This window comes from Bradyrhizobium sp. TM233 (assembly GCF_036247965.1).
In the GTDB taxonomy this organism is placed as follows: Bacteria; Pseudomonadota; Alphaproteobacteria; order Rhizobiales; family Xanthobacteraceae; genus Bradyrhizobium; species Bradyrhizobium ottawaense.
Genome location: NZ_BTIG01000018.1, coordinates 33,510 through 54,266, shown reverse-complemented (window position 1 = coordinate 54,266; position 20,757 = coordinate 33,510). Strand labels below are relative to the sequence as shown.

Sequence of the window (20,757 nt, the reverse complement as noted above, 5' to 3'; positions counted from 1 at the left end):
GGGCCTTATGTAGCGCGGCCGACGGTCGCGCGCAGGCGCGGATCGACAACGGTGTAGAGGATGTCGACCACCAGATTGATGGTGACGAAGATCAGCGAGACCATCAGCAGGTAGGCGGCCATGATCGGGATATCGACGTTTTGCACGGCCTGCACGAACAGGAGTCCCATGCCCGGCCATTGGAACACGGTTTCGGTGATGATCGAAAATGCAATAACCGAGCCAAACTGAAGACCGGCCACGGTGATCACGGGAATCAGCGTGTTCTTCAGCGCGTGGCCGAAATGGATGGCGCGGGTGGTCAGCCCGCGGGCGCGGGCGAAGCGGATATAGTCGGTTCGCAGCACTTCCAGCATCTCCGCGCGCACCAGCCGCATGATCAGGGTCATCTGGAACAGGCCGAGCGTGATCGAGGGCATGATCAATGCCTTCAGTCCCGACAGCGTGAGCAGGCCCGTGCTCCACCAACCGAGCTTGATCACCTCGCCGCGGCCGAACGAGGGCAACCAGCCCAATGTCACCGCGAACAGATAGATCAGGAGAATGCCAATCAGGAAAGTCGGCAACGAGATGCCTACAAGCGAAACCGCCTGGAATAATTTGGCCAGCACGGTGTCGCGCCTCAGCGCCGAATAGACGCCCATCAGGATGCCGAACACCATCGCAAACACGGTGGCGCAGATCGCAAGTTCCAGCGTGGCCGGCATACGTTCCATCAACAGGGTCGAAACCGGCTGGCGGAACTGGTAGGAGACGCCAAACTTGAATTGCGCGGCGTCGGCGAAATAACGCACGAACTGCACCGGCACGGGATCGTCGAGGCCGAGCGACTTGCGCACGGCTTCGCGTTCGGCTGCCGACGTGTCGATCGAGACGATCTGGTTGACGGGGTCGCCGGCGAAACGGAACATCGAAAAGGCGATGATGCCGACGGCGAACATGACGCCGATGGCCTGAACGGCGCGGCGAAGAGTGAAAGCGAGCATGCCTTCCACTATCCTTGGGTGTGCGTGCGGTCGACGTCTTTGTCAGCCGGAAAAGGAAAGGTCCCGGACGCCTGACGCCGCCGGGACCTCGTGTTAACTGATGCTATTCCTTCTTGGTCGCCCAATGGAACATGACCAGATTGTCGGCGCGCTGCGGCAGGTTTACCTTTTTCGATACGCCCCAGGCCAGCGCCTGCTGGTGCAGCGGGATGTAGGACCAGTCCTTGTTGCCGATTTCGTAGGCCTGCTTGATCAGCTGGTTGCGCTTGGCGGTATCGGTTTCGACCAGCACCTTGTCGGTGATGGCGTCGAACTCCTTGTTGCAGTAGCCGCCGAGATTGGCCTCGCCGCGTGAGGATTTCGCATCGTCGCGGCAGCCCATGATGTCGTAGAGCACGTTGTGGGAGTCCATCGTGCTCGGCGTCCAGCCCAGGAGGTAGAACGAGGTCTGGTAGCCGCCCTGCTTCAACACCTTGGCGAAGTACTGCGCCTTCGGTTGCGCCAGCAGATTGATCTTGACGCCGATGCGGGCAAGCATGCCGACGACGGCCTGGCAGATCGCGGCGTCGTTGACGTAACGGTCGTTCGGACAATCCATCGTGACCTCGAAGCCGTCGGGATAGCCGGCTTCGGTGAGGAGCTTCTTGGCTCCATCGGGGTCGAATTTCGGCCGCGTGAACTCCTTGGACAGCACGAACAACTCCGGAGCGATCATCAGCGCCGATGGCGTCGACAGCTCGCGCATCACGCGCTTCTTGATCAGCTCGATGTCGATCGCCTTGTAGAAGGCTTCACGGACGCGGACGTCCTTGAACGGGTTCTTGCCCTTGATGTTGGAGTAGAGCAGCTCGTCGCGCATCTGATCGAAGCCGATGAAGATGGTGCGCAGCTCCGGCCCCTTCAGCACCTGGGCGTTGGGGCTGGAATCGACGCGGGAGATGTCCTGGATCGGCACCGGCTCGATGACGTCGACTTCGCCCGAGAGCAGCGCAGCGACGCGGGTTGCGTCCGAAGCGATCGGGGTGAAGACGATCTCCTTCAGATTACCCTCGACCTTGCCCCAGTAATTGGGGTTGGCCTTGAAAACCGTTTTCACGCCGGGCTGATGGCTTTCGATGGTGAACGGACCGGTGCCGTTCTCGTGGAGCGAGGCGTAGCTCGGCGTGGTCGCCGCCACCGGCGTCGGATCGACGACGTTGTTCTCCTCGGCCCATTTCTTGTCCATGATGTACCAGACATCCCACGAGTTATGCAGGATGGGATTGGGCGAAGGCAGGACGAAGTCGACGGTGTAGTCGTCGACCTTCACGACCTTGACGTCGGGCGCAAGGCGGGTCTGCATATTGGACCCTTTCTTGCGGACGCGATCGGCGGAGAATACGACGTCGTCGGCGGTGAAGGGGTCGCCGTTGTGGAATTTCACGCCCTTGCGCAAATGGAAACGCCAGCGGGTCGGCTCCGGAGTTTCCCAGCTTTCCGCCAGCGCCGGAATGATCTTGAGGTCCTTGTCGCGCGCGGTGAGTCCTTGATAGACGTGACCGAGATGGGCGTGGGTGGTGCTTTCGTTGAGCGTATAGGGATCGAGGGATTTCAGGTCACCCTGGTTGGCATAACGCAGCGTCTGGCTCGACGCCGGCGCGACCGTCAACGCAAGCGTACCGGCGAGCGTCGCCGCAAACAGACTTCGACCGACTGACATTCTTGACCCTCTCCACTCTGCCGTGCCGATGATTTTTGATTGTTCGGCAGGGCTGATTGATCCATGTTGCCCAGAGTTCTCGACCGGTGCAAGCGCCATTCCAGCAAGGAACGCGCCAAGTTGCACCGCTGTGCAGCAATGCTGACCATGCCGCCCGGCATGGAGGACCGCGTCTTTCGACTTTGGTTGACTATATCGGCGGATTGCGGGACGGGGCATGTCGCGCCTGCATCAGGTCGCTTGCGTCGCACCACAACTCGCGGCGATACTGCCGACAGGCCGCTCGAATCTCATCCGGAGGGGACATGAAAGTTAATATCGAAATCGACTGCACCCCCCTCGAGGCCCGCCAGTTCTTCGGTTTGCCTGACGTGGGACCGATGCAGACGGCGGTGATGGACAAGCTGCAGCAGCAGGTGCTCAGCAACATCGAGAAGGTCTCGCCGGAATCGCTGATCCAGAGCTGGTTCACCTTCGATCCCAAGATCGCGGAGCGGTTTCAGGACATGTTCGTCACGATGGCGGGCCTCGGCGGCACGCGCAGCAGCGACAAGAAGAAATAATGCCGTCCGGGCCAGACGGGCGGCAGGCCCCGGGCGGGCTCCGTCCGCCGGGGCTCGCCCTGCTGCTTGCAGAAGCGCGCGGCCTGTTCGAGCTCAATGCAAGCCTGTTGCTGTCGCCGATCCTGATGCGAGCGCCGAGGGGCGATGGCCATCCGGTGCTGGCGCTACCGGGCTTTCTCGCCAGCGACCTCTCGATGGTGCCGATGCGGCGCTATCTCAGCGAGCTCGGCTATGAGGCACAGGCCTGGCGGATGGGCCGTAATCTCGGCGGCCTCGGGCGGATGCGGGACGCCCTGCGCGCCCGTCTCGCCGAGATCCATCGCGCGAGCGGACGCAAGGTCAGCCTGGTCGGATGGAGCCTCGGCGGCGTCTATGCCCGAGATCTCGCGCTGTGGGCACCCGACATGGTTCGCTATGTCATCACGCTCGGCAGCCCGTTTGCCAACGACGTGCGGGCGACCAACGCGACGCGGCTCTACGAGGCGCTGTCCGGCGAACGGGTCGAGGATCTTGCCGAGGCTCGCGAGGCGATCGCCGGCGATCTGCCGGTGCCGGCGACGTCGATCTATTCGCGTGCCGACGGGGTCGTGAACTGGCGGACCTGCCTGCTCCGTCCCTCCGATCGTGCCGAGAACATCGAGGTGCTCCTGGCGAGCCATATCGGGCTCGGGGTGAACCCCGCGGCGCTATGGGCCGTGGCGGACCGGCTGGCGCAACCGGAAGGGGAATTCTCGCCATTTGACCGGGCAGGGCCGTTTGCCATTGCATATGCCCCGCCGGAACAGGCAATATCGACCTGACGAGAAGCGCCAGAAGGCGCCCGTCAAATTTGTTGCGGGAGGGAATTATGGCTGACGGTAAGAAGCTGTCGTCGCTGGACGCGTCGTTTCTCTATCTGGAAACGCCGGAGATGCCGATGCATGTCGGGAGCATGGCGATCTTTCGCCTGCCCGACGATTACAAGGGCGACTTCTTCGAAGACTTCAAGGCGATGATCGTCTCGCGCCTGCACATCGCGCCGATCCTGAAGGCGCGGCTGGAGAAGGCGCCGCTCGACATCGATCATCCCTCCTGGGTCGAGGACGATCAGTTCGACATCGACCGTCACATCTTCCGCGCCAGCCTGCCGCAACCGCGCGACCGCGCCACGCTCGAGCGCATCGTCGGCTGGATGCACGCCAAGCTGTTGAACCGCGCCCGCCCGCTCTGGGAGTTCTACGTGTTCGAGGGCATGAAGGACAACGAGGTCGGGCTCTATTCCAAGATGCACCATGCCGCCATCGACGGCGGCGCCGGTGCGGCGCTGACCAACATGATCTACGATATCTCGCCGATCCCGCGGAAGGTCGATCCGCCAGCGGCTGGCAGCAAGCCTGGACAGGAGCCGCGTGACATCGCGGCGAACCTGCTGGATTCCTACCAGCAGCTTTTCAACCAGCCGCTCGACGCCGGCAAGGCCGCTCAGAACCTGCAATTGCCGCGCACCGGCAAGAGCGACATCGGCTCGATCCTGTTCGACAACGCGATGTATCAGATCGAGAGCGCGGTGCGCTTCGCGGGCAATATCCCGACCATGGTCAAGAGCGTCTCCGATGTGCTCGGCAAGGTCGCCGATCCCAAATCGCGCGAGAGCCTTGCCAGCATGGTGTCGCCGCCGACCATGCTGAACAAGACCATCTCGTCGGAGCGAAGCTTCGCAGGTGTGTCGATCCCGCTGTCTCGCGCGAAGGCGCTGGCCAAGCAGGCCGGCGGCAAGCTCAACGACGTCGTGCTGGCGCTCGCCTCCGGCGTGGTCCGGCGTTACCTGAAGGAGTACAGCACGCTGCCGGCGAAATCGCTGACCGCGGCGGTGCCGATCTCGCTGCGCGAGGAGGGCAACACCGAAGCCAACAACCAGGTGTTCGGCATGATCTGCGCGATCGCGACCAACATCGACGATCCCAAGGCGCGGCTGGAAGCCATCATCGCGCAATCGACCAAGTCCAAGGAGATGTCGCATCCCCTGCGCGCGCTGATGCCCCAGGTCTCCAACATCTCGATGCTGGGCGCGCCGATCATGGTGCAGATCCTGGCGCTGCTCTACAGCCGCTCGAACCTGTCGGACGTGCTGCCGCCGGCCGCCAACATCACCGTGTCCAACGTGCCGGGGCCACGGCAGACGCTTTACGCTGCCGGCGCGGAGCTATTGCACATCTTCCCGGTGTCGATCTCGACGCACGGGCAGGCGCTCAACATCACCGTGCAGAGCTACCGCGACCAGCTCGATTTCGGCTTCATCGTCGGCGCCAACATCATTCCGCATGTGCAGGTGATGTGCGACATGCTGCCGGAGGAGTTTGCCGCTTTGGAGGCGGCCTACGCGCCGCCGGCGACCGACATCAAGGGCGCTGCGGAATAGGAATCTCGTGATGATTGACATGCCGCCGCTCAAGTTCGCGACGACGAACGGAATCCGCATGGGCTATTACGAGGCGGGCCCGGCCGACGACAAGCCGCCGATCGTGCTGTGCCACGGCTGGCCCGAGCTCGCCTTTTCCTGGCGTCACCAGATCAAGGCGCTGAGCGAGGCCGGCATCCGGGTGATCGCGCCGGACCAGCGCGGCTATGGCGCGACCGACCGGCCCGAGCAGGTCGAGGATTACGACATGGAGCATTTGACCGGCGATCTCGTCGGGCTGCTCGATCATCTCAACATCGAGAAGGCCATCTTCGTCGGTCACGACTGGGGTGGCTTCGTCGTCTGGCAGATGCCGTTGCGGCACCCCTCGCGCGTGGCCGGTGTGGTCGGCGTCAACACCCCGCATTGGGACCGCGCGCCGATCGATCCCATTGCGCTGTTCCGCCAGCGCTTCGGCGATCAGATGTACATCGTCCAGTTCCAGGATCCCGCGCGTGAGCCGGACAAGATTTTCGGCAGCCGCGTCGAGCAGACGTTTGACGCCTTCATGCGCAAGCCGCTGGCCCGGCCGCCGGCGAAGCCGGAAGAGCCGCCGATCGCAGGCGTCGGCGCCTCGGCAAAAACCAATCTGGCCTTCCCGCAGATGATCGCGGCCTATGACGCCAAGGTCGATCCGCGCACGCCGATCCTGTCGGCCGACGAGAAGAAGGTGTTCGTCGACACGTTTACGAAGACCGGCTTCACCGGCGGCATCAACTGGTATCGCAACTTCACGCGCAACTGGGAGCGCGCGAAGGGGCTGGATCATCACGTCCATGTGCCGTCGCTGATGATCATGGCCGAGAACGATGCCGTGCTGCCGCCCTCGGCGGCCGACGGCATGGAGAAGCTGATCGGCGATCTCGAGAAGTATCTGGTGAAGGACAGCGGCCATTGGACGCAGCAGGAGAAGCCGGAAGAGGTCAGCGCCAAGCTGATCGAATGGCGTAGAAGGCGGTTTGGGTGACGACGCAGTCGTCATCCCGGGGCGATGCGTAGCGTCGAACCCGGGATCTCGAGATTCCGGGTCTGGTCCTTCGGACCATCCCGGAATGACGCAAGGCAGGGGAAACGCACGTCAATGTCATCCAAGAATCGTCTGGACCCGATCCCGCATCCGCCGACCAAGCCCGTGGTCGGCAACATGCTGTCGCTGGACTCGGCAGCCCCCGTTCAGCATCTGACCCGGCTCGCCAAGGAACTCGGTCCGATCTTCTGGCTCGACATGATGGGCTCGCCGATCGTGGTCGTGTCAGGCCACGATCTCGTCGACGAGCTCTCCGACGAGAAGCGTTTCGACAAGACGGTGCGCGGCGCGCTGCGGCGCGTGCGCGCGGTCGGCGGCGACGGCCTGTTCACGGCCGATACCAAAGAGCCGAACTGGAGCAAGGCGCACAACATCCTGCTGCAGCCGTTCGGCAACCGCGCCATGCAGTCCTATCATCCGAGCATGGTCGATATCGCCGAGCAGCTCGTCCAGAAATGGGAGCGGCTCAACGCCGACGACGAGATCGACGTCGTCCACGACATGACGGCGCTGACGCTGGACACCATCGGCCTGTGCGGTTTCGAGTACCGCTTCAACTCGTTCTACCGGCGCGACTACCATCCCTTTGTCGAGTCGCTGGTGCGCTCGCTCGAAACCATCATGATGACGCGCGGCCTGCCGTTCGAGCAGCTCTGGATGCAGAAGCGGCGCAAGACGCTCGCCGAAGACGTCGCCTTCATGAACAAGATGGTCGACGAGATCATTGCCGAGCGCCGCAAGAGCGCGGAAGGGATCGACGACAAGAAGGACATGCTCGCGGCGATGATGACCGGCGTCGATCGTTCGACCGGCGAGCAGCTCGACGACGTCAACATCCGCTACCAGATCAACACGTTCCTGATCGCGGGCCACGAGACCACCAGCGGCTTGCTGTCCTACACGCTCTATGCGCTGCTCAAGCATCCGGAGATCCTCAAGAAGGCTTACGACGAGGTCGACCGTGTGTTCGGCCCCGACGTCAATGCGAAGCCGACCTATCAGCAGGTGACGCAGCTCACCTACATCACGCAGATCCTGAAAGAGGCGCTGCGGCTTTGGCCGCCCGCGCCGGCCTATGGCATCTCGCCGCTGAAGGACGAGACGCTCGGCGGCGGCAAGTACAAGCTTCGCAAGGGCACGTTCACGACGATCCTGGTGACGGCGCTGCATCGCGATCCCAGCGTCTGGGGTCCGAATCCGGATGCGTTCGATCCCGAGAATTTCAGCCGCGAAGCGGAAGCCAAGCGGCCGGTCAATGCCTGGAAGCCGTTCGGCAACGGCCAGCGCGCCTGCATCGGCCGCGGCTTTGCCATGCACGAGGCCGCGCTCGCGCTCGGCATGATCCTGCAGCGCTTCAAGCTGATCGATCACCAGCGCTACCAGATGCACCTGAAGGAAACCCTGACGATGAAGCCGGAAGGCTTCAAGATCAAGGTGCGTCCGCGCGCCGATCGCGAGCGTGGCGCCTATGGCGGACCTGTCGCGGCTACGTCTTCGGCGCCAAAGGCACCGCGTCAGCCGACCGCGCGGCCCGGCCACAACACGCCGATGCTGGTGCTGTACGGCTCCAATCTCGGCACCGCCGAGGAACTCGCGACGCGCATGGCTGATCTCGCCGAGATCAACGGCTTTGCGGTGCATCTCGGCCCGCTCGACGACTACGTTGGCAAGCTGCCGCAGGACGGCGGCGTTCTGATCATCTGCGCCTCCTACAACGGCGCGCCGCCCGACAACGCGACGCAGTTCGTCAAATGGCTCGGCGGCGATCTGCCGAAGGATGCTTTCGCCAATGTGCGCTATGCCGTGTTCGGCTGCGGCAACAGCGACTGGGCTGCGACCTATCAATCGGTCCCGCGCCTGATCGACGAGCAGTTGTCGGCGCATGGCGCGCGCGCGGTCTATCCGCGCGGCGAGGGCGATGCGCGCAGCGATCTCGACGGCCAGTTCCAGAAATGGTTCCCGGCGGCGGCCCAGGTCGCGACCAAGGAATTCGGCATTGACTGGAACTTCACCCGCACCGCCGAGGACGATCCGCTCTATGCGATCGAGCCGGTCGCGGTGAGCGCCGTCAACACCATCGTCGCGCAGGGCGGCGCGGTGGCGATGAAGGTGCTCGCCAACGACGAGCTTCAGAACAAGAGCGGGCTCAATCCGTTGGAGCGCTCGACGCGCCACATCGAGGTGCAACTGCCGTCCAACGTCAGCTACCGGGTCGGCGATCATTTGAGTGTCGTCCCGCGCAACGATCCGACGCTGGTGGACTCAGTCGCCCGCCGCTTCGGCTTCCTGCCGGGCGACCAGATCAGGCTGCAGGTCGCCGAGGGGCGCCGCGCACAGTTGCCGGTGGGAGACGCCGTGTCGGTCGGCCGCCTGCTCAGTGAGTTCGTCGAGCTGCAGCAGGTGGCGACGCGCAAGCAGATCCAGATCATGGCGGAGCACACCCGCTGCCCGGTCACCAAGCCGAAGCTGCTGGCCTTCGTCGGCGAGGAGGCTGAGCCGCTCGAGCGTTACCGCAATGAGATTCTCGCCAGACGCAAATCGGTGTTCGACCTGCTGCTGGAATATCCGGCCTGCGAATTGCCGTTCCACGTCTATCTGGAAATGCTCTCGCTGCTGGCGCCGCGCTATTACTCGATCTCGTCCTCGCCGTCGGTCGACCCGGCGCGCTGCAGCGTCACGGTCGGCGTGGTCGAAGGGCCGGCCGCCTCCGGCCGCGGCACCTACAAGGGCATCTGCTCGAACTACCTCGCCAACCGGCGCGCCGGCGATGCGATCTACGCCACCGTACGCGAGACCAAGGCCGGCTTCCGTCTGCCCGACGATTCGTCTGTGCCCATCATCATGATCGGCCCCGGCACGGGACTTGCGCCGTTCCGCGGCTTCCTCCAGGAGCGCGCCGCGCGCAAGGCGAAGGGCGCCACCCTCGGACCCGCGATGCTGTTCTTCGGCTGTCGTCATCCCGACCAGGATTTTCTCTACGCGGACGAGCTGAAGGCGCTGGCGGCAAGCGGCATCACCGAGCTGTTCACGGCGTTCTCGCGCGGGGACGGACCGAAGACCTATGTGCAGCACGTGCTCGCCGCGCAGAAGGACAAGGTCTGGCCTTTGATCGAGCAGGGCGCGATCATCTATGTCTGCGGCGACGGCGGCAAGATGGAGCCGGACGTGAAGGCGGCACTGGTCGCGATCCACCGCGAGAAGAGCGGCCGCGACGCCGCCGTCAGTGCGCGCTGGATCGAGGAAATGGGCGCGAAGAACCGCTACGTGCTGGACGTCTGGGCGGGAGGGTGACTGTCTTCCCGGTCGTGCTAAACCTCTGGCATGATTCCCTGGGAAAAAATCGACACCGCCAAAATCCCCGGCTCCGACGAAGAGCTCCGCCTGATGCGGCGGGGCAAGGAGTTTTCCATCAAGCTCGGCACCAACGAGCTGATGAACAACCGCCTGTCGGGCTCGGAAGCTGCGCTCGCGACGCTTGCAGCGAAGCAGATCGAGAAAGTCGCCAAGCCCGTCGTCCTGATCGGCGGCCTCGGAATGGGCTTTACGCTGCGTGCAGCGCTCACCGTGCTTGGAGCCAAGTCAAAGATTGTGGTCTCCGAGTTGGTCCCCGCGGTGGTCACGTGGGCGCGGGGCCCGATGGCGGAGGTGTTCGGCGACAGCCTCGATGATGCCAGGGTCAGCATTCGGGAAACCGACGTCGGCGAAATCATCCGGGCGCAGCGGACGGCTTTCGACGCCATTCTCCTCGACGTCGACAACGGGCCGGAGGGACTGACCCGCAAGGGCAATGATGCGCTCTATAGTTCGAGCGGGCTGAAGGCGGCGAAGACGGCGCTGCGGCCGGGCGGCGTGCTCGCGGTCTGGTCGTCGGGACCCAACCCGGCCTTCACCAAGCGACTTCGCAGCGCCGGTTTCGACGTCAACGAGGTCAATGTCCGCGCGACCGGCAGGGGCGGCGGTGCGCGCCATGTGATCTGGATGGCGAAGAAGAGTTAAGCTGCCTGCGCCGCCGCGCCATGCGCGTGCTTGTCGATGGCGCCGATGATCTCAGGCCAGAACCGCATCGGCAGTGCATGGCCCATACCGTCGATCATCAACAATCTTGCGTTCGGGATTGACGCCGCCGTGTCCTTGCCGCCCTCAGGCCGCACCAAGGGATCGACGGTACCGTGGATCACGAGCGTCGGCGTCTGCACGGCATGCAGCCGCTCCTTGCGGCTGCCGGACGCGAGCACCGCGCGGAGCTGGCGGCCGACGCCGGCCGGATTGAGCCCGCGCGCGAACACGCGCTCGGCGCGTTCAGGGTCGAGCGCTTCCTCTTCCGGAAAATGTCCGGCGCGCAACACCTTCCAGGTCTGGCCGTAGCGGACGATGAACTCTTCCTTGCTGCGCGGCGGCGGCGCCATCAGCATTGCGGCGGCCTCGCGCGTCGGCGGCGGCACGCGCGGATTTCCTGTCGTGGACATGATCGAGGTCAGCGAGCGCACGCGGTGCGGAAACGACAGCGTGACCTCCTGCGCGATCATGCCGCCCATGGACGCCCCGACCAGATGCGCCGATCTGATGCCGAGCGCATCCATCAGCCCGACCATGTCTTTCGCCATGTCGATCAGCTTGTAGGTCGCGGCGACGGGAATCCTGAGGAAGCGCAGCTTGAGCAGCTCGAGCGGCGTCAACCGCTTGCCGCCCGTCAGATGGCTCGACTTGCCGATGTCGCGATTGTCGAAGCGGATCACGCGGAAGCCGCGCGCGGCAAGCTGCTCGCAGAACGCATCGTCCCATTGGATCATCTGCGCTCCGAGCCCCATGATCAGCAGCAGCGGCTCGGCATTGTCGTTGCCAAAGATCTCGTAGCAGATGTCGATGCCGTTGGCGCGGGCGGTCTGGGGCGGCTGATGGGCGTTCACGGGCGCGTTCCCTCAAGCGTTTGACTGATGCTGTATCGCACGGTTTCCCGTTGCAATGAAAGCCGCGCGCGGCACCGAGCCGCTGCTTGCCGGTTGACCGGCACGGCGCAACGGTGTGGTATGGCAAAAAAGAAGGGCATCGCAGCTCTCGACATCTGGAGGACGCCGATGACCGACAAGACCAATGACCCGGTCGCCATGTGGCAGAAGATGATGGGCGAGATGGAGAAGGGGTTCAATTCCTTCGCCAACCAGGCCATGTCGTCGCCCGAGTTTTCACAGGCGATGAACCGTGCGGGGGGAGTTGCTGCAGGTGCTCAGAAGCAGCTCGGCGAACTCATGGAGAAGTATCTGGTCTCCATGAACCTGCCGAGCCGGGAGCAGGTCACTGGCCTTGCCGAAAGGCTGCAAGCTATCGAAGGCCAGATCGGTGAGATCAAGTCGCTGCTGAGCCAGATGGCTGCAAGCGCCGGCGTGTCTCAGGGCGCCGATTCCGCATTGCGGCCGCCGCGCACCAAGCGTCCGCCGTCTGAGGGCGGAGAGCAGGCATGAATGCAGCTCCCGGACTTGATTTCGCATCCATCCCGGAGCGCATCCAGAGCGAGGTCCAGCGCGCGATCCAGCGCAGCATCAAGGGCGTTGAATATTTCTCGACCTCGGGCCCCTCGCTCGGCTCGACGCCGAAGGACGTGCTGCATTCACGCGGCACCATGAATCTCTATCACTATCGGCCGATGTCGGACGAGATTTACCGCATACCGGTGCTGATCGTGATGGCCACCACCAATCGCGGCTACATCCTCGACCTCGTGCCCGGTCAGAGCTTTATCGAATTCCTGCTCAAGCGCGGTTACGACGTCTATATGCTCGATTGGAGCGCGCCGCGGCCGGAGGAGAAGAGCCTGCGGATGGAGGACTATGTTCTCGACTTCATTCCGGACTGTGTTCGCCGGGTGCAAGCTGATTCCGGCGAGCAGGACGTCTCCGTGATCGGCTATTGCTTCGGCGGCGTGCTGTCGCTGCTCTACGGCGCGATCCACCAGAACGGGCCGATGAAGAATCTGATCTGCTTCACCACGCCGATCGACTTCCGCGAGATGAAGCTGTTCTCGAACTTTTCGGACCGCCGCTATTTCGACGTCGACCGTCTCGTCGACAGTGTCGGCAACGTGCCGCCGGAGATGATCCTGTCCTCGTTCGAGATGCTGCGTCCGGCCTCGCGCACGGTCAGCCAGATTCAGCTCTGGGAAAACATCTGGAACGACGAGTTCGTGAAGTCCTACCGCATGTTCGACCGTTGGGCGACCGACACGCTGCCGCTGGCGGGCGAGTATTTCCGCACCATCACCAAAGACCTGATGTGGGACAACAAGCTGTTCAACGACACCATGTCGGTCGGCGGCCGCACCGCGAAGCTCGAGGACATCAAGGTGCCGATCCTGCATGCGGTCGCCGAGCACGATCACATCGTGCCGTATGAGGCCGCCAAGCACCTGATCGCGAAGATCGGATCTGCGGACAAGGAAGAGGTGATGCTGAAAGGCGGTCACGTCTCGCTTGTCGCCGGCGCCAACGCCGTGAAGCGGCTATGGCCGAAACTGGACTCCTGGCTGGGGAAGAGATCGACATGAGTGAGCAGCGTTCCTATCCGCGTCACGTCAAGACCGACGCCGGCGATATCGAGATCCGCCTGATGTCGCCTGCGGACGAGGCCGCGGTGCTCGCGTTCGGCAAGGGGCTGCCGACCCACGACCTGCTGTTCCTGCCGCGCAATATCAGCGAGCCGAAGGTGCTGTCGGCCTGGGTCAAGGAGATCGAGCGTGGCGCGATCACGAGCCTGCTCGCGGTGAAAGACGGCAAGGTCGTGGGCTGCGGCACGCTGGTGCGCGATCCGCATTCCTGGTCGCCCCATGTCGGCGAGATCCGCATGGTGGTCTCGCTCGATGTGCGCGGGAAGGGGGTAGGGCGGGCGCTGTCGCAGGAGACCTTCGCGCTCGCGCTCGGCGCGGGCCTGGAAAAACTCTCGGTCCAGATGACGGTCGATCAGCAGGCGGCGATTGCGGTGTTCGAGAGCCTCGGCTTCAAGGCCGAAGCGTTGCTGCGAGACCACGTCCGGGACGTCGACGGCAAGACCCATGACATCGTCGTGCTCGGCCACAACATCGCGCAGGTCCAGGCCCAGATGGAGGCTTACGGGCTGCCAGGCGCCGTCCAGCACTAAAACGCGCCGTCCAGCACCAGGACCGCCGTCCAGCATCGGGGAGAGACGGTCCGACCGTTGTCCGGGAACCGGCCTGGTCACGGAGGCATCATATTGCTTCCCGTTAAGACTGTTCACAGTTTCGTGATGTCGCACTGCAATATGAATATTGCATCGCACAATTAACTATGCCATATAAGTCGTGCCCCGGGCCATCGAGGACGGGGTGAGCCCATAGCTCAGACCAATGAGGATGGAGAGAACCCCATGACCACTGAAACCAACACCGCTTTCGAGGGCTTCAAGGACGCTTTCAAGAACATCCAGAACCTGGAAGTTCCCGAGGCCGCCCGCGAGTTCGTCAAGAAGACCGCCAACACCGCCAAGGACCGTGCTGCCGAGGTGTTCGCTGGCTCCGAGCGCGTGACCGCCGCCGTCGAGAACGCGGTGACCGAGTCCGTCACCGAGGCCGGCAAGATCAGCCGCAATATCCAGCAGGCGATCTATGACGACGCCCAGGCGTTCTTCGCCGGCATCGACAAGCTTGCTTCCGCCAAGTCGGTCAGCGAAGCCGTCGAGATCCAGTCGAGCCTGCTCCGCGCCCGCGGCGAAGTGTTCGTCTCGCGCGCCAAGGCGACCGCCGACTATTTCGGCCAGCTCGCCGCCAACGGTGCGAAGTCCGCTCAGGACAATTTTGCCAAGGTCTACAACAAGACCGCCTGATCCGGCGCCCTGAGTCAAAACTGAATTTGAGGCCCGCTTCGGCGGGCCTTTTGTTCTTCTCTTGCGTTCCCCGGATGCAGTGCAGCGCGCCCCCTGGCGATGCGAAGCATCGTCCAGTGGCGTGGTGCACTGCTGATCCGGGGGCCATCCTGCATCGGATGCTTGCTGGATCCCGGCTCTGCGGTGCATCGTTTGCACGCTGCACCGCGTCCGGGACACGCGGAGACTGACACGCTAAGTATCCGCTATGACCCCTCCCGCCGCCTTCTCCTTCGACACCCCCGGCGATGCCGAACGCGCGGCCGAGTTGCGCCGCGTGAAAGCGCTGGCGACGCTGGTGCTGGCTTCGACGCTTGCCCTGTTCGTCGTCGCGAAGTTGCTGCTGAATGCGCATCCCGTGTTCGGCTTCATCGCCGCCTTCGCGGAAGCCGCGACCATCGGCGGCCTCGCCGACTGGTATGCCGTGGTTGCCCTGTTCAAGCGGCCGCTTGGCCTGCCGATCCCGCATACCGCGATCATCCAGAGCAACCAGGCCCGCATCGCCGACAAGCTCGGCGAATTCATCCAGGTACATTTCCTCGAGGCGGGTCCGGTCGAGGCCAAGCTGAAGGAGATCGATTTCGGCTCCTTCGTTGCCGACTGGCTGCGCGACCGCAAGCGCAGCGACGATCTCGCGCGCTTTGCGCTCCGCCTGTTGCCTGAGGCCGTCTCGGCGACGGAGAGCTCGGGCCTGATGACCTTCATCATCCGCCGCATGTCATCGCAGCTCCAGGCCATCGACCTTGCGCCGCTTGCCGCCGGCACGCTGCGCGGTTTCGTGGCGGAGGGGCGCCATCAGATCCTGTTCGACGATCTCCTGCGCGTGATGCACGAGACGCTGAACCAGAAAGAGACGATGGGGATGATCCGCGAGAAGGTGCGCGCGGAATTGCCGACCCTGCTGCGGCTCTACCGAGCCGACAAGTTTCTGGTGAACAAGATCGTGGCCTCTGCCACCGCGTTCTTCAATGAAGTGCGCAGCGATCCCAAGCATCCCTTCCGCGGCGAGTTCGACCGCATGGTGCTGAGCTTCGTCGACCGGCTCGGCACTGACCAGGCCTATATCGACCGCATCGCCGGCTTGAAGCGTGACCTCCTCGCGCGGCCTGAGCTTGCCGACCTCGCCCGCACCGTCTGGGCCAACACACGCTCCTTCATCGAGCGCAGCGCGAGCGGCGAGACGCAGGTGCTGCAGCATCATCTCGCCGGCATGTTCGTTTCCGCCGGCGATGCGCTCGCCGGCGATGCCGAGCTGCGCGACGAGATCAACAAGGGGCTGGTGACGGTGCTGCGCAGCTTCGTCGCCGACCAGAAGAGCGGCGTCTCGATCTTCATCTCCGACCAGGTCAAGGCCTGGGACATGGCGCAGCTGATTTCGCTGATCGAAATCAACATCGGGCGCGACCTGCAATACATCCGCTTCAACGGTTCGCTGATCGGTGGACTCGCCGGGCTCGCGCTCTACTCCGTAGAATTCCTGCTTCGATTGCTGTGACTTTTGCGTCACGGCCGTTAGCATTAACGCGCGGGCCTATTGTCGGCTTTCGTCTCTCCCGCTTGAATGTCGGGAACCGGCCGCCTAGCTGATTCATGTTGCGCTGCGGAACGATCAAGAAGCCGGCGTATTGGAATTCATGCCCATTTGCCGGCATCGCGCCCGGCGCCTTCTCAGGGGAAACATTGATGACCGCTACTGCCCAGACGCTGCGTCCGCCGTCCCGAACACTGATGTTTATGGAAGGGCGCGCGATCCACGAGTTCGGTGCGTTCCTCGGCGCGCTGCCGCTGCTGAGCCTCGCGCCGCGCGGCGATGGGCACCCGGTGCTGGTGCTGCCGGGCCTCGTCGCCTCCGATGAATCCACGCGTGCGTTGCGCACGTTTCTGACCAGCAAGGGGTATGCGGTGAGCGGCTGGCGCCAGGGCCGCAACTATGGCCTGCGCGAGGGCGTGCAGCATGCCATGGTCGATCTGGTCGAGGAGCTCAGCGACACGCATGGCCGCAAGATCAGCCTGGTCGGCTGGAGCCTCGGCGGCCTCTATGCGCGCCAGCTCGCCAAGATGATGCCCGAGCGCGTGCGTCAGGTGATCACGCTTGGCAGTCCCTTCGCGGGCAATCCCCGTTCGACCAATGCCTGGCGCGTCTATGAATGGGCGAGCGGTCGGAAGTCGGACGAGGTCGATCCGCGGTTCGGCGGCGAGCTCGCGGTGCCCCCGCCGGTGCCGACCACCGCCATCTTCAGCCGCACCGACGGCGTCTGCGCCTGGCAGGGCTGCATGGAGAAGAAGGGAGCCCAGACCGAGAGCATCGAGGTCGAGAGCAGCCATTGCGGCATGGGCCATCATCCCGCCGCGGTCTATGCGGTCGCCGACCGGCTCGCACAGAAGGAAGGCCAGTGGCGGCCGTTCGACCGCAGCGGCTGGCGCAGCTTGGCCTATCCAGATCCGCATCGGTGAGCTCTTTCTTCGCCTCTCCCCGCGTGCGGGGAGAGGTCGGAATTTGCGAACAGCAAATTCCGGGTGAGGGGGAGTCTCCGCGAGTCCATCCATCGGCGAGTTTGCTGAAGCAGCCCCTCACCCCAACCCTCTCCCCGTAAGAACGGGGAGAGGGGGAGTAAGGGCGTCGCACCCGTCCATTGTCGCGCCCGCATCAAACGCGCTATGCCTCGCGTATGGCGCATCCGCTTTCCCGCATCATCGACCAGCTCAAGCGTGAACCGTCGCGCACCGGCTCCATCGTCATCACCGTGTTCGGCGATGCCATCGTGCCCCGCGGCGGTTCGGTGTGGCTCGGCACGCTGCTCGAATTCTTCGACGGTCTCGACATCGATAGCGGCGTGGTGCGCACCACGATGTCGCGGCTTGCGGCCGATGGCTGGCTCACGCGGGAAAAGGTCGGCCGCAACAGCTTCTATCGGCTCGCCGAGAAGGGCCGCCAGACCTTCGAGGCCGCGACACGCCACATCTACGATCCGCCGCCATCCGACTGGACCGGGCGCTTCGAGCTGCTCCTGATCGGCAATGGCGGAGATCGCGACGTCTCGCGCGAAGCGCTCCGTAACGCCGGCTTCGGCAGTCCGCTGCCGGGGGTTTGGGTCGCGCCGTCGGGCCTGCCGGTGCCGGATGAAGCCTCAGGCGCGATCCGTCTCGAAGTCTCGGCCGAGGATGACAGCGGGCGTCGCCTGCTCAGCGCAAGCTGGCCGCTGGATCGCACCGCGGATGCCTATCTGAAATTCATGAAGACGTTCGAGCCGCTGCGCGCCGCGATCGGCCGCGGCACGGATTTGTCCGAGGCCGACGCGTTCACGGCGCGCATCCTCCTGATCCACTACTATCGCCGCGTCGTGCTGCGCGATCCGCTATTGCCCGAAAGCCTGCTGCCGACGAACTGGCCGGGCAGGGCGGCACGGAACCTGTGCGGCGAAATCTATCGCGCGCTGCTTGCCTCTTCCGAACAATGGCTTGATGAACATGGAACCAACGAGAAGGGGCCATTGCCGCCGGCGCGAAAGCTTCTGGAAAGGAGGTTCGGGGTCTGATTTTATGTTACAGAAATATCTTGCATGACATGATTTTTGTTATACATTGCCTCCCAATAAAACGGGAGGATGCGCATGTATACCCAGGCGCTCAACACGGCCGAGGCGGATGACCGCAGCCCTGAGGACGCGGCCAGAGCTGCGCAGTTCCAGGGCCGCATCGACGCCGAGGAACGCATCGAGCCGAACGACTGGATGCCCGCGGCCTATCGCAAGACGCTGACACGCCAGATTTCCCAGCACGCCCATTCCGAGATCGTCGGCATGCTGCCGGAAGGTAACTGGATCACGCGTGCGCCGACCCTGCGCCGCAAGGCCGCGCTGCTCGCCAAGGTGCAGGACGAATGCGGCCACGGGCTCTATCTCTATGCCGCCGCCGAGACGCTCGGTTCATCGCGCGAGGAGCTGGTCGATGCCATGCTCGCGGGCAAAGCCAAGTACTCCTCGATCTTCAACTATCCGACGCTGACCTGGGCCGATATCGGCACCATCGGCTGGCTGGTCGACGGCGCCGCAATCATGAACCAGATCCCGCTGTGCCGCTGCTCATACGGCCCCTATGCACGCGCGATGATCCGGGTCTGCAAGGAGGAGTCGTTCCACCAGCGCCAGGGCTACGAGATCATGCTGACGCTGTGCCGCGGCTCGGACGAGCAGAAGGCGATGGCGCAGGATGCGCTGAACCGCTGGTGGTGGCCGGTGCTGATGATGTTCGGCCCGCCAGATAGCACGAGCCAGCACAGCGACACCTCGACGAAGTGGAAGATCAAGCGCTTCTCCAATGACGAGCTGCGCCAGAAATTCGTCGATGCAACCGTGCCGCAGGCGCAATATCTCGGCCTCACGATTCCCGATCCCGGCATGATTCAGGATGCGGACGGCCACTGGCGCTACAGCGAGATCGACTGGACCGAATTCAAGCAGGTGCTCGCCGGCAACGGCCCCTGCAATCGCGACCGCATGGCCGCGCGCCGCAAGGCGCACGCCGACGGCGCCTGGGTGCGCGAAGCCGCGGCGGCCTATGCCGCCAAACGTGCGCATCGCCAGACTGCGCAAGCCGCCGAGTAGGGAGATCGATATGGCCACGCCGAACACGCCGCTGTGGGAAGTCTTCATTCGCAGCCGGAACGGGCTCGCGCACAAGCATGTGGGATCGCTGCACGCGAGCGATGCCACCATGGCGCTGCAAGCCGCCCGCGATATCTACACCCGCCGCGGCGAGGGCCTGTCGATCTGGGTCGTGCCGTCGACTGCGATCACCGCGAGCGATCCCGCCGAGAAGACCATGATGTTCGAACCGGCGGAATCGAAGATTTACCGGCATCCGACCTTTTACGAGGTGCCGGAAGAAGTGGGACATATGTGATGCCGGTCGCCAACATCGAGGTCTCCGAAACACCGCTGGTGCTCTACGCGCTGCGCCGTGCCGACGATGCGTTGATCCTCGGCCATAGGCTGTCGGAATGGTGCGGGCATGCGCCGATGCTGGAAGAGGACATGGCGCTCTCCAACATCGCGCTCGACCTGATCGGCCAGGCGCGCGAGCTCTATACCTACGCCGCCACGACCGAAGGCGGGGATAACGACGAGGACAAGCTCGCTTACTTGCGCGACGTCAGGCAGTACCGCAATCTGCTGCTGGTCGAGCAGCCCAATGGCGACTTCGCCCAGACCCTGGTGCGACAGTTCTTCTATTCCGCGTTCGCCGACCTCTACTGGCGCGCGATGATGAATTCGCGCGACGCGACATTGGCCGCGATTGCCGCCAAGTCGGAAAAGGAGAGCGCCTATCATCTGCGCCACGCCTCGGAGTGGCTCATCCGCCTCGGCGACGGCACCGATGAGAGCCACGCCCGCGCGCAAGCCGCGATCGATCATCTCTGGGCCTTCACCGGCGAGATGTTTGCCGTCGACGACGGCGAGCGCGCCCTGATCCATGCCGGTATCGCGATCGATCCCGGCACCTTGCGTGGTCGCTGGTTGCAGACGCTTTCCAGTGTCGCCAGCGAAGCCACGCTGGTCTTGCCGCAGAACGACTGGATGCAGCAGGGCGGCCGCGCGGGCCGGCACAGCGAACATCTCGGCCATCTCCTGTCCGAGCTGCAATCGATGCAGCGCACCTTTCCGGGGCTGACATGGTGAGCGTGCTCGACCGTGACAGCGAGCTGCACCGGCGCGCCTGGGACGCTGCGGCGAGCGTGGTCGATCCGGAGATTCCGGTCCTGACCATCGCCGATCTCGGCGTGCTCCGGGATGTCGCCTTGGCCGGCGACCACGTCGAGGTCGCGATTACGCCGACCTATTCCGGCTGCCCGGCGATGAACATGATCGCGCTGGAGATCGAGCTGGCGCTGGAGCGCGCCGGTTTTAGCAGTCCAAAAGTCCGGACCGTGCTGTCGCCGGCCTGGACCACCGATTGGATGACCGAGGAGGGCCGCCAGAAGCTGCGGGCCTACGGCATCGCGCCGCCGCAAGCCTCGAGCTCGCGCCGCGCGCTGTTCGGCGCGCAGGCCGTGGCGTGCCCGCAATGTGGCTCCGGGGACACCGAGCTGCTCTCCGAATTCGGCTCGACCTCCTGCAAGGCGCTGTGGCGCTGCAAGGCCTGCCGCGAACCTTTCGATTATTTCAAGTGTCATTGAC

20 protein-coding genes are annotated in these 20,757 nt (G+C 64.1%); 17 read left to right on the top strand and 3 right to left on the bottom strand.

The window, feature by feature from the left end; all coding sequences use genetic code 11:
- Window positions 1-5 precede the first annotated feature (5 nt).
- Window positions 6-986, bottom strand: coding sequence for an ABC transporter permease (locus AABA86_RS27750; RefSeq protein WP_212248055.1), 981 nt, complete (start codon window positions 984-986; stop codon window positions 6-8).
- Between the two features lie 103 nt (window positions 987-1,089).
- Window positions 1,090-2,685, bottom strand: a complete 1,596-nt coding sequence (locus tag AABA86_RS27745) for an ABC transporter substrate-binding protein (protein ID WP_038947053.1) — start codon at window positions 2,683-2,685, stop codon at window positions 1,090-1,092.
- Between the two features lie 305 nt (window positions 2,686-2,990).
- Here AABA86_RS27745 and AABA86_RS27740 point away from each other — a divergent pair, with 305 nt between their 5' ends.
- From AABA86_RS27740 to AABA86_RS27715, 6 genes are all read left to right on the top strand, one after another.
- Window positions 2,991-3,248 carry a DUF6489 family protein gene (locus tag AABA86_RS27740; protein WP_028135213.1) on the top strand — a complete coding sequence of 86 codons (258 nt, stop codon included), beginning with the start codon at window positions 2,991-2,993 and terminating at the stop codon, window positions 3,246-3,248.
- Complete coding sequence (locus AABA86_RS27735) at window positions 3,248-4,048, top strand: esterase/lipase family protein (RefSeq protein ID WP_212248056.1); 801 nt, start codon at window positions 3,248-3,250, stop codon at window positions 4,046-4,048. The genes AABA86_RS27740 and AABA86_RS27735 overlap by 1 nt, the downstream gene beginning before the upstream one ends.
- A 47-nt stretch (window positions 4,049-4,095) precedes the next feature.
- Window positions 4,096-5,646 (top strand): WS/DGAT/MGAT family O-acyltransferase, encoded by a 1,551-nt coding sequence (locus AABA86_RS27730; protein ID WP_028143433.1) that lies wholly within the window; start codon window positions 4,096-4,098, stop codon window positions 5,644-5,646.
- 10 nt (window positions 5,647-5,656) lie between these two features.
- Complete coding sequence (locus AABA86_RS27725) at window positions 5,657-6,652, top strand: alpha/beta fold hydrolase (RefSeq protein ID WP_338309096.1); 996 nt, start codon at window positions 5,657-5,659, stop codon at window positions 6,650-6,652.
- 114 nt (window positions 6,653-6,766) lie between these two features.
- Window positions 6,767-10,003 (top strand): bifunctional cytochrome P450/NADPH--P450 reductase, encoded by a 3,237-nt coding sequence (locus tag AABA86_RS27720; protein ID WP_338309095.1) that lies wholly within the window; start codon window positions 6,767-6,769, stop codon window positions 10,001-10,003.
- A 30-nt stretch (window positions 10,004-10,033) separates the two neighbouring features.
- Window positions 10,034-10,708 carry a spermidine synthase gene (locus AABA86_RS27715; protein WP_212248060.1) on the top strand — a complete coding sequence of 225 codons (675 nt, stop codon included), beginning with the start codon at window positions 10,034-10,036 and terminating at the stop codon, window positions 10,706-10,708.
- Here AABA86_RS27715 and AABA86_RS27710 read toward each other — a convergent pair.
- The gene (locus AABA86_RS27710) at window positions 10,705-11,619 is read right to left on the bottom strand and encodes an alpha/beta fold hydrolase (protein WP_338309094.1); all 915 of its coding nucleotides are present in this window, start codon (window positions 11,617-11,619) and stop codon (window positions 10,705-10,707) included. The genes AABA86_RS27715 and AABA86_RS27710 overlap by 4 nt on opposite strands.
- Window positions 11,620-11,787: 168 nt before the next feature.
- On the opposite strand from AABA86_RS27710, the gene AABA86_RS27705 reads away from it, so the two are divergent.
- The 11 genes from AABA86_RS27705 (at window position 11,788) to paaD (ending at window position 20,756) form a co-directional block, all read left to right on the top strand.
- Window positions 11,788-12,171, top strand: a complete 384-nt coding sequence (locus AABA86_RS27705) for a hypothetical protein (RefSeq protein ID WP_338309093.1) — start codon at window positions 11,788-11,790, stop codon at window positions 12,169-12,171.
- On the top strand, window positions 12,168-13,250 hold the full coding sequence (locus AABA86_RS27700; RefSeq protein ID WP_212248063.1) for a PHA/PHB synthase family protein: 1,083 nt from the start codon (window positions 12,168-12,170) through the stop codon (window positions 13,248-13,250). The genes AABA86_RS27705 and AABA86_RS27700 overlap by 4 nt, the downstream gene beginning before the upstream one ends.
- Window positions 13,247-13,840 (top strand): GNAT family N-acetyltransferase, encoded by a 594-nt coding sequence (locus tag AABA86_RS27695; protein WP_211382739.1) that lies wholly within the window; start codon window positions 13,247-13,249, stop codon window positions 13,838-13,840. The genes AABA86_RS27700 and AABA86_RS27695 overlap by 4 nt, the downstream gene beginning before the upstream one ends.
- Window positions 13,841-14,086: 246 nt before the next feature.
- The gene (locus tag AABA86_RS27690; RefSeq protein WP_212248064.1) at window positions 14,087-14,542 is read left to right on the top strand and encodes a phasin; all 456 of its coding nucleotides are present in this window, start codon (window positions 14,087-14,089) and stop codon (window positions 14,540-14,542) included.
- 247 nt (window positions 14,543-14,789) lie between these two features.
- Window positions 14,790-16,076 carry a DUF445 domain-containing protein gene (locus AABA86_RS27685; protein ID WP_038947065.1) on the top strand — a complete coding sequence of 429 codons (1,287 nt, stop codon included), beginning with the start codon at window positions 14,790-14,792 and terminating at the stop codon, window positions 16,074-16,076.
- Between the two features lie 188 nt (window positions 16,077-16,264).
- Entirely contained in the window at window positions 16,265-17,035 is a 771-nt protein-coding gene (locus AABA86_RS27680) for an esterase/lipase family protein (RefSeq protein WP_338309092.1), read from the top strand.
- Between the two features lie 215 nt (window positions 17,036-17,250).
- Entirely contained in the window at window positions 17,251-18,117 is an 867-nt protein-coding gene (paaX, locus tag AABA86_RS27675; protein WP_212248067.1) for a phenylacetic acid degradation operon negative regulatory protein PaaX, read from the top strand.
- Between the two features lie 75 nt (window positions 18,118-18,192).
- A complete protein-coding gene (gene paaA, locus AABA86_RS27670) occupies window positions 18,193-19,185 on the top strand; it encodes a 1,2-phenylacetyl-CoA epoxidase subunit PaaA (protein WP_212248068.1) in 993 nt (330 codons plus the stop codon).
- Between the two features lie 10 nt (window positions 19,186-19,195).
- Window positions 19,196-19,483 carry a 1,2-phenylacetyl-CoA epoxidase subunit PaaB gene (paaB, locus tag AABA86_RS27665; RefSeq protein ID WP_338309091.1) on the top strand — a complete coding sequence of 96 codons (288 nt, stop codon included), beginning with the start codon at window positions 19,196-19,198 and terminating at the stop codon, window positions 19,481-19,483.
- Window positions 19,483-20,259, top strand: a complete 777-nt coding sequence (gene paaC, locus AABA86_RS27660) for a 1,2-phenylacetyl-CoA epoxidase subunit PaaC (RefSeq protein WP_338309090.1) — start codon at window positions 19,483-19,485, stop codon at window positions 20,257-20,259. Before paaB ends, paaC begins: the two co-directional genes overlap by 1 nt.
- The gene (gene paaD, locus AABA86_RS27655; RefSeq protein ID WP_338309089.1) at window positions 20,253-20,756 is read left to right on the top strand and encodes a 1,2-phenylacetyl-CoA epoxidase subunit PaaD; all 504 of its coding nucleotides are present in this window, start codon (window positions 20,253-20,255) and stop codon (window positions 20,754-20,756) included. Before paaC ends, paaD begins: the two co-directional genes overlap by 7 nt.
- Window position 20,757 lies beyond the last annotated feature (1 nt).